Source organism: Methanobrevibacter sp., assembly GCF_045603845.1.
Taxonomy (GTDB): Archaea; Methanobacteriota; Methanobacteria; order Methanobacteriales; family Methanobacteriaceae; genus Methanocatella.
The window spans coordinates 1-7,676 of sequence record NZ_JAZUMY010000076.1; the positions used below are offsets into that span (position 1 = coordinate 1).

8 protein-coding genes are annotated in these 7,676 nt (G+C 33.6%); all 8 read left to right on the top strand.

What is annotated here, in order from left to right; all coding sequences use genetic code 11:
• Positions 1-38: 38 nt before the first annotated feature.
• Positions 39-761, top strand: a complete 723-nt coding sequence (locus ACKI2W_RS07535; protein ID WP_407380794.1) for a tetratricopeptide repeat protein — start codon at positions 39-41, stop codon at positions 759-761.
• A gap of 37 nt (positions 762-798) precedes the next feature.
• On the top strand, positions 799-930 hold the full coding sequence (locus ACKI2W_RS07540; protein WP_407380796.1) for a hypothetical protein: 132 nt from the start codon (positions 799-801) through the stop codon (positions 928-930).
• 394 nt (positions 931-1,324) lie between these two features.
• Positions 1,325-1,471: a 50S ribosomal protein L40e gene (locus tag ACKI2W_RS07545; protein ID WP_058739021.1), complete on the top strand. Its 147-nt coding sequence runs from the start codon at positions 1,325-1,327 to the stop codon at positions 1,469-1,471.
• Between the two features lie 96 nt (positions 1,472-1,567).
• Entirely contained in the window at positions 1,568-2,320 is a 753-nt protein-coding gene (locus ACKI2W_RS07550) for a geranylgeranylglyceryl/heptaprenylglyceryl phosphate synthase (protein ID WP_407380798.1), read from the top strand.
• A 135-nt stretch (positions 2,321-2,455) separates the two neighbouring features.
• Positions 2,456-3,469, top strand: a complete 1,014-nt coding sequence (locus ACKI2W_RS07555) for a DNA double-strand break repair nuclease NurA (RefSeq protein ID WP_407380800.1) — start codon at positions 2,456-2,458, stop codon at positions 3,467-3,469.
• A gap of 5 nt (positions 3,470-3,474) precedes the next feature.
• Positions 3,475-4,998: a helicase HerA-like domain-containing protein gene (locus tag ACKI2W_RS07560; protein WP_407380802.1), complete on the top strand. Its 1,524-nt coding sequence runs from the start codon at positions 3,475-3,477 to the stop codon at positions 4,996-4,998.
• Positions 4,999-5,123: 125 nt separating this feature from the next.
• Positions 5,124-6,278: an exonuclease SbcCD subunit D gene (locus tag ACKI2W_RS07565; protein WP_407380804.1), complete on the top strand. Its 1,155-nt coding sequence runs from the start codon at positions 5,124-5,126 to the stop codon at positions 6,276-6,278.
• Between the two features lie 2 nt (positions 6,279-6,280).
• Positions 6,281-7,676 (top strand): AAA family ATPase (locus tag ACKI2W_RS07570; protein ID WP_407380806.1); only part of this gene is annotated, 1,396 nt, incomplete at its 3' end.

Here is a 7,676-nt window from a genome sequence, read left to right on the forward strand (position 1 = left end):
GTATAATTATTAATCAAACTATATTGGGGGGTTAATTTATGGATTTTAATAAATTATATATTATTCCAATTATATTTTTAGTTTTTTTCTATTGTTCGAAAGGTCTTTCTTTCGAATATATTATCATTTTATTAATTATTACATTAGTCTTTGTTTATATTATCATTCAGTACTTTTTTGATAATAATTTGGCAACTTATATTACTTTTTTAGCTTTGTTGTTAAATTGTTTTTTTTCATTTTATAATAAAGATTGGTTAATTTTTATAATAATGATTATATTATTAGTTTATTTATCTTTTTTTAAAATAGAAGACATGTTGTATAATTTAGCTAATTTATTTTATAATCGTGCAAATAATTTTTCTTTGATGTTTTGTAATTGGGCAATAAAATTTGATGTTAATCAAGCTGATATTTTTAAGTTAAAAGGAGATATTTTATTGGAAAAAGAGGAGTATGAAGGGGCTTTTGAATGTTATAAACATGTTTTGTATTTTGAAAATGATTCAAATACTATTAATGACATTGCCGTATCGTTAGAATATATGGGAAAATATGATGAAGCATTAAATTATTATGATAATTCATTAAATATTAATCCAAACAATGTATTAACATTAAATAATAAAGCAATACTTCTGATTAAACTAAAAAGATATAATGAAGCATTATCTCTATTGGATGAAGTTTTAGACATCGATGAAAATAATAAAACTGCTATGGAAAATAAGGAAAAAATAATAAATAAGAAAAATTAGAAAAAATTTTGATAAAATTCAGGCCATCTAAACTGATTTGGGTGATCTGGTAGAGTTTACAGTTACTATCCTTAACAAAGGAGACACCAAAACAACCGGTAATCCATTAGTTTTATTGGCTAGGGCATTATTATTTGCTGGTGTAGGATTAAGATGTAGGAAAGAATAAGTATTTAATGGGTGTTAAATTTTAACTCCTTCTTTTTTGTTTCGATGAAAATTTCGATTGCTTTAAATTGATTATGGAGTCATTAATTCTTATAGTCATACTAATTTCTATCTGATATATTGAATGGTCAATTAATTTAATTAATTTTGCAATTTCAAAATGAACTTTTTAATTGTTGGATGTATCTTATTTCCAAATAAAGTCAATTAGAAGTTCATGAGTGGTTTATTTTTTCAGTTTTCCTAATTTTTTGCAAGTAAATTAGTGAAAATATCTAAAACTTTAAATACTATTAATTTAATATAATTTATTAATAGTTATGATTATTGAAATATCTTATTTTCTTCATAACGATTATTTCATTTGATTTCATTATTATAAGGAGGAGTTATTAATGGCTAGATTCGAAGAAGCAGAAAACAGAATGTTCAATATTAAAATCTGCTTAAAATGTAACGCTCGTAACCCTGCTGGTGCAACAACTTGTAGAAAATGTGGTTACAAAGGTTTAAGATACAAAGCTAAAGAACCAAGAGGATAGACATATTCTCTTTTCTTTTTTACTATTTTTTTTAAATTTCTTATTTTTATTAAAATATCAAAGCATTAATATATAATTTTAAATAAACTTATTTTTATGAAAAATGTTGAAGAATATATTAGAAACATACTAAAAGAAAGGAAAATTCATTTCACATTAATTGACCCTGATGAACAGACACCTGAAGAAGCTTTGGAAATTGCAACTCAGGCTATTGAGGGTGGAACTGACGGAATCATGATTGGAGGATCTACCGTTGACAATATCGGTGTTGATGAAACATGTAAAATATTGTCTGAAAACATTGCTGTTCCTATAATCATTTTCCCTGGAAATACCAGTAGTGTAAGTAAATATGCAGATGCGATATTCTTTATGAGCTATCTTAATTCCAACAATCCTTACTGGATTATCGGTGCACAGGCTCTTGCTTCACCTGCTGTTAAAAAATCAGGAATCGAAACATTGCCTATGGGTTATATGGTTGCAGAACCTGGCGGAACTGTCGGCTGGGTTGGAGACGCTAAACTTGTTCCAAGAAACAAGCCAAAAATACCTGCAGTTTATGCAATGGCATCTGAACTTTTGGGAATGAAATTCTTCTATATTGAAGCGGGATCCGGTGCAGACAAGCCGATTCCTCCTGAAATGGTTGCATACACCAAAAGAGCTACTGATGATATGATTGTAGTTGTTGGTGGAGGTATCCGTGATGCTAAAGTAGCATACACTGCTGCAAAAGCTGGCGGAGACATTATCGTTACAGGCACTATTGTAGAAGAAACTGATGATGTCAAATCTAAAATTCAAGAGTTAACTGGAGCTATCCTAAAAGCTTCAATTGATTAGTGGTCAACTGCTCTACCACTACTTTTTTTTATATATACTAACATATTACATATTATGTTAAAGTCTCTATATATTAAAGCACTTAATAATAGAATATATCTTAAACCAGAGCCAGAAAAAAATGAGGATTTCACTTTGGAGGGTAAATGGTTCGATAAGCCCTTTGCTAAAAGCAAGAAGGAGTTTTCAATTGCTGCAGGTGACGGAAGTTTCAACATTAAAAAGTTTCTTATGTTCAACTATTGTCCAGTATCCGCTGAAGCTCTTATTTATGACGGCGGTTTGAAAAATATTGAACAGTCTGAAATATTCGAGATGGATCATATTCCTTTTTTAAGGGAATTGATTCCAAATTACATGGCGATTTTCGAGCTTAAATGTTGCCTGAAGGCAATAAACGAATATGATGTGGATTATTATCTTTTTGACGGATCCATTTTAGGCGATCTTCAAAATCATTATCCTAAAGGGGCAAAACAGCCTTCGGACATGAAAAACTTAAGTCCGGGTGAGTTGAAGTTATTTGAAGATGATATCAATGACCTGTCCAGTTTGGATTTGTCCTTTCCCAATGTAAAAAGAAGGATTTATGCCCACGTGTCAGGAGAGGGCAGTGACCACTTCAGGGATTATGAACGTGATGATGTATATAACTTATATCTCTCATCAATAGAGAAATTGCTGGTTTTAAAGGAAGTTTTAAAGAAAAATAAAAAAATCATTTCCATATCCAAAACTTCATCCAATAATGATTTGTTTCACAGCAAGGCTCCGGACATTGGAATACTTGACCAGCTCACAGAAAAACAGGGAATTTCAAGGATAATCCATAAGAAAGTAAAGGACAGCACTGCAGTTCCTTTTCCGATTTATAATGATTTTTTCAATGAATTATGGTTTACAATATTTTATGTAAGGCTAAAGGAGAATAAGAATGTCCTGAAAGTGGAACTTCCATACTATGTTGAAGAGGACGATGATATGATAACTGAAATTATTGAAATTATTAAAAGGGATTCCGCTGAAGGATATCCGTATTTGCTCAATAAAGCTCATAATGATGTTGTTATTACAAACAAACATGTGGATGAGCTTTTAAAGATTAGTCGAATTTATGAAACAACAAACAGGGAACAATTGAAGAAGTGATAAAAATGGTAGTAGGTTATTGTGTTGGTGAAATATCATTATCAGAGTTAACGTTTATTTCAGATAAGATGCCTCAGGTCGGGGAATATGTAATTGTCGAGTATGACAATAAGAAGGTTTTGGGAATGGTTGAAAGCTTGGTAAGAGGAAATGATGCTTTAAACATTGATTTGCATGATGTTGAAGCCATTCAGACCATTGCCCGTATTGGCGGAAAGGATTATTACATAAAAGGTAAGGTTAAGCTTTTGGGGGATGTTAATGACAATTTGAGGCTGCCTAGAACCCCCGCACTTCCGGGAACGCCGATTACCCTTGCCGGTAAGGAAATATTAAACGATGTCTTTAAAGTAACCAATCCTATAAAGCTGGGAACCCTTGTCAATCAAAGCGACATTGAAGTTAATGTGGAGGCAAATCCGATTTTAAACAGGCATCTGGCAATTCTGGCCATGACTGGTGCTGGAAAATCAAACACTGTTGCAGTGCTTATTGACCAGTTGCTTGGATACAATGTTCCCGTTTTTGTATTTGACATGCATGGGGAGTACAGGGATGCAAAATTCCCGAATGGAAATGTCAATGTTATTCAGCCTAAAATTAATCCCCAATACATGAATTTTCATGAAATCAAAAGACTGGTTAGCATTCCAAATTCAGCAGTCATTCAGGAAAGGTTTTTCAGGCAGGCATTCAACAAGGCCCAGAAAATCGTCAGTGAAGGAACATCCCACACTTCTGAGTTCCTGCAGCTGATTGTCGATGTTTTGTATAAGGATGTGGAATATGATGATGAAGGCAATATTTCCACCAGAACAGATAAACGGATAATAGATGTCATAAACAAGGTTGAGGACTCAATGGATAAGTACCGTAACTTGTTCGACAGCAATAAGGGCAATATCTTAACCAGCATCAAGGTAGGTCATGCAAATGTGCTGGATTTAAGCCAGACTGATGAGTCTGTTGCTGAAGTGCTTGTAAGCCATATCATGAGAAATTCTCTTCAAAGAAGGAAAAATGCAGTTCACGGCCGTTCTGATGATACTTTAGACCATCCTGTATTTTATGTCATTGAAGAAGCACATATCCTGGCTCCGAACAAACGTGATTCACAGTCCAAGCATTGGATTCAGAGGGTTGCAAGGGAAGGACGTAAATTCGGTTTGGGACTGTGTCTGGTCAGCCAATCTCCAAAGACAGTTGACCATGATGCATTGTCTCAAATGAACAACATGATAATCCTGCGTCTTGTTGAACCTGAAGACCAGAGACATGTTCAGTCCGCTTCAGAATCATTGTCCAAAGACTTGATTGATCAGTTGCCGTCTTTAAATGTCGGTGAAGCTATTGTTCTTGGATTAATGACTAAAGTTCCTACTTTGGTTAAAATAGATGAGTTTAAAGGTCGCCGTACAGGTGGCGATTTGGACATTATCGGTGAACTGGCCAACTTCAACAAAAAAGAGGATGATGAGCTTAAACGCCAGGAACAGGAATTGGATGATTTAGGTTGTTATAATTATTAGTTGGGGGCAATATTGCTCTTAGAGTAACATAAACCTTAAATATTAATTTATTAAAATTATACATTAATTAAATACTTTACAAGTGTTTAAATTGGTTATATACAAAATTTAAAAAAGGTAATATAATGAAATTTGCACATTTAGCAGACACTCATTTAGGTTATCGTCAATTCGGATTATATGAACGAGAAAAAGACTTTTATGAAGTGTTTGAAAAGATTATTGATAGAATAATAGAAGAGAAAGTCGATTTTGTAATACATAGTGGGGACCTCTTTGACAGTTCAAGGCCATCTCCAATGGCTCTTTTAACTTTTCAGAAAGGCCTGATAAAACTTAAAAATGCAAATATTCCAATATTTGCAATAGCCGGAAACCATGACTTTGCAATGCGTCAGGGCTCCATTCCTCCACAGGTATTATTTAAAAAGTTTGGTTTGAAAGTAATCAGTCCGATTAACACCAATTACATGTATGAGGATGTTTTCATTGCAGGTTTTCCATTCCATTCCTCTTCACAGGACAAGGTTTTGAAAAACAAGTTAACAGAACTGTCCAAAAAGGCAGCCAATCATGAAAAGTCCATACTGGTACTGCACCAGGGAATTGACAAGTATTTCAATCTGCAGTATGAATTGGAGATTGGGGAAGTTCCGGATAATTTCACCTATTATGCGATGGGACATCTTCACAACTATATAAACGATGATTTTGGAAAAGGCAAATTGGTCTATCCCGGATCAAGTGAAGTATGGAAAACCTCAGAGCTTGATGATTTCAGAAAAAACGGAAAAGGGTTTGTGATTGTTGATTTGGATTCCAAAAAGCCTTCAGTTGAAAGAATCAAAATTGATTTGCCTCGTGAATTCATAGACAAAACAATTGATTTTGAAAATCTGGATAGCGAAATAGGACTGATTAGAAATACGATCAAGGATTTTGACAAAAAGCCAATCATAAATCTTACAATAAACAATGTAACATCAACCAATGAGGCCTATGAGCTGATTAACGAGGAACTTGATGACTTGACATTGATGGTAAGGCCTAAGTTCATAACTCCTGGTGAGGAAAACATTGATCTGATAATTGATAAGGAAAATGCATTGGGTCCTATAGAAGTTTTGGCCTCCAGACTGGAAAGTTATGATGATGAGGACATTACGAAATTTGCTTCTGATTTATATGCATTGCTTTCAAAAGATAAAAATGAGGAAGCTAAACAACTGATTGATGAATTTTACAGACAAAAATTTTCTGCTGAAGAAGAGGAGGATTGAAAATGATTTTTAAACGTTTGAAATTAAAGAATTTTAAATCCTATGGAACTGAAATTATCAACTTTAATAAAGGAATCACTGTTATTGTCGGAGAAAATGGTGCCGGTAAGTCCTCCATCTTTGAAGGTATTAGTTTCGCTTTATTCAAACAGCACACTTCCGGAAAACTGAGTGATCTGGTTCGCAACAATACCGATGCAATGAGCGTTGAGCTTGATTTTGTATCCGGAGGTAAGGAATACAGGATTGTTAGGGATAAAACCAAATCCAAATCCACTTCAAGACTTTTAACTAAAACATCAAGTGACGGTGATTTCATGGCTCTTTGTTCCGGTGACAAGGAGGTTTCTGTTTATGTCAGGGAAATTTTGGATATGGACGCCGATTTGTTCCTGAATGCTATTTATGTAAGACAGGGTGAAATCTCAGAGCTTGTAGACAAGCAGCCTGCTGAGAAAAAGAAATTGATAGGCAAATTGCTCGGTTTGGATTCACTTGAAACCGCTTGGAAAAATTTATCTCCTTTAATAAGTGAATATGAAAACAAATTATCAGAAATTAAGGGAAAGCTATATTCCAAGGATGCGCTGCAGGAAGAATATGATGCCAAAACAGATGAGTTAAACCAGTTGAAAAATAGAGGCCATGAATTGGAATCACAAATCGAGGAAGTAAAACAGTTGATTGAAGAGATTTCAGAAAGCAAACGTAATATGGAACGTGAAAAGGAAATTTACGAAACTCAGATGAACAATCTTACTAATGAAAAGCAAACTTTGGAAAAACTTGAAAATGACAAGAGGGTTCTTCAGGAAAACCTTGATAAGATACGTGAAGCCGAAGAGGAAATCACTCGTTTGGAAAAGTATGTCTCTAAATTGGATGTTTATCTTGACTTTGAAAAATCAGTCGTAAGCATACAGAATCTTAAGGAATCCGAAATTGAACTTGAAGATAAGATAGATTCAATCAAGGAGCAAAAGAAACTACTTCACGCTAAAAAACAGGGGTATAATGATTATTTAAAATCTGATGAAAACATATCCAAATTGAACAATCAGAAGGTTGAATTTGAAAAGCAATTAGCTACAATAACCCAGCTTGAAAAAGATAAAAAAGATCTTTTAAAAGGAATAGAATCTGACAGAAACGACATTGAACAATTCTTTTCTCTTTCTAAAGAAAAATTGCTTGATTATGGAGTATCCCAAGAAGACCTTGTCGAAGTCGATGACTTGAAGAAATTGGGAAATACCACTAATGAGTTCTTGGATAATATTTCCACTAAGATAGAGGATTTGACCAATGACATAAATTCTAAAAATGAAGCTATAGTTGCATTCAAACAGGCAATCACATCCTGTGAAAAGCCGCTGGAAGAGTTGGCTAATGTTGATA

Excerpts from the sequence above, each read along its gene's own strand:
- ACKI2W_RS07545 (WP_058739021.1), top strand. The coding sequence starts at position 1,325 with ATGGCTAGATTCGAAGAAGCAGAAAACAGAATGTTCAATATTAAAATC.
- ACKI2W_RS07565 (WP_407380804.1), top strand. The coding sequence starts at position 5,124 with ATGAAATTTGCACATTTAGCAGACACTCATTTAGGTTATCGTCAATTC.
- ACKI2W_RS07550 (WP_407380798.1), top strand. The coding sequence starts at position 1,568 with ATGAAAAATGTTGAAGAATATATTAGAAACATACTAAAAGAAAGGAAA.
- ACKI2W_RS07535 (WP_407380794.1), top strand. The coding sequence starts at position 39 with ATGGATTTTAATAAATTATATATTATTCCAATTATATTTTTAGTTTTT.
- ACKI2W_RS07560 (WP_407380802.1), top strand. The coding sequence starts at position 3,475 with ATGGTAGTAGGTTATTGTGTTGGTGAAATATCATTATCAGAGTTAACG.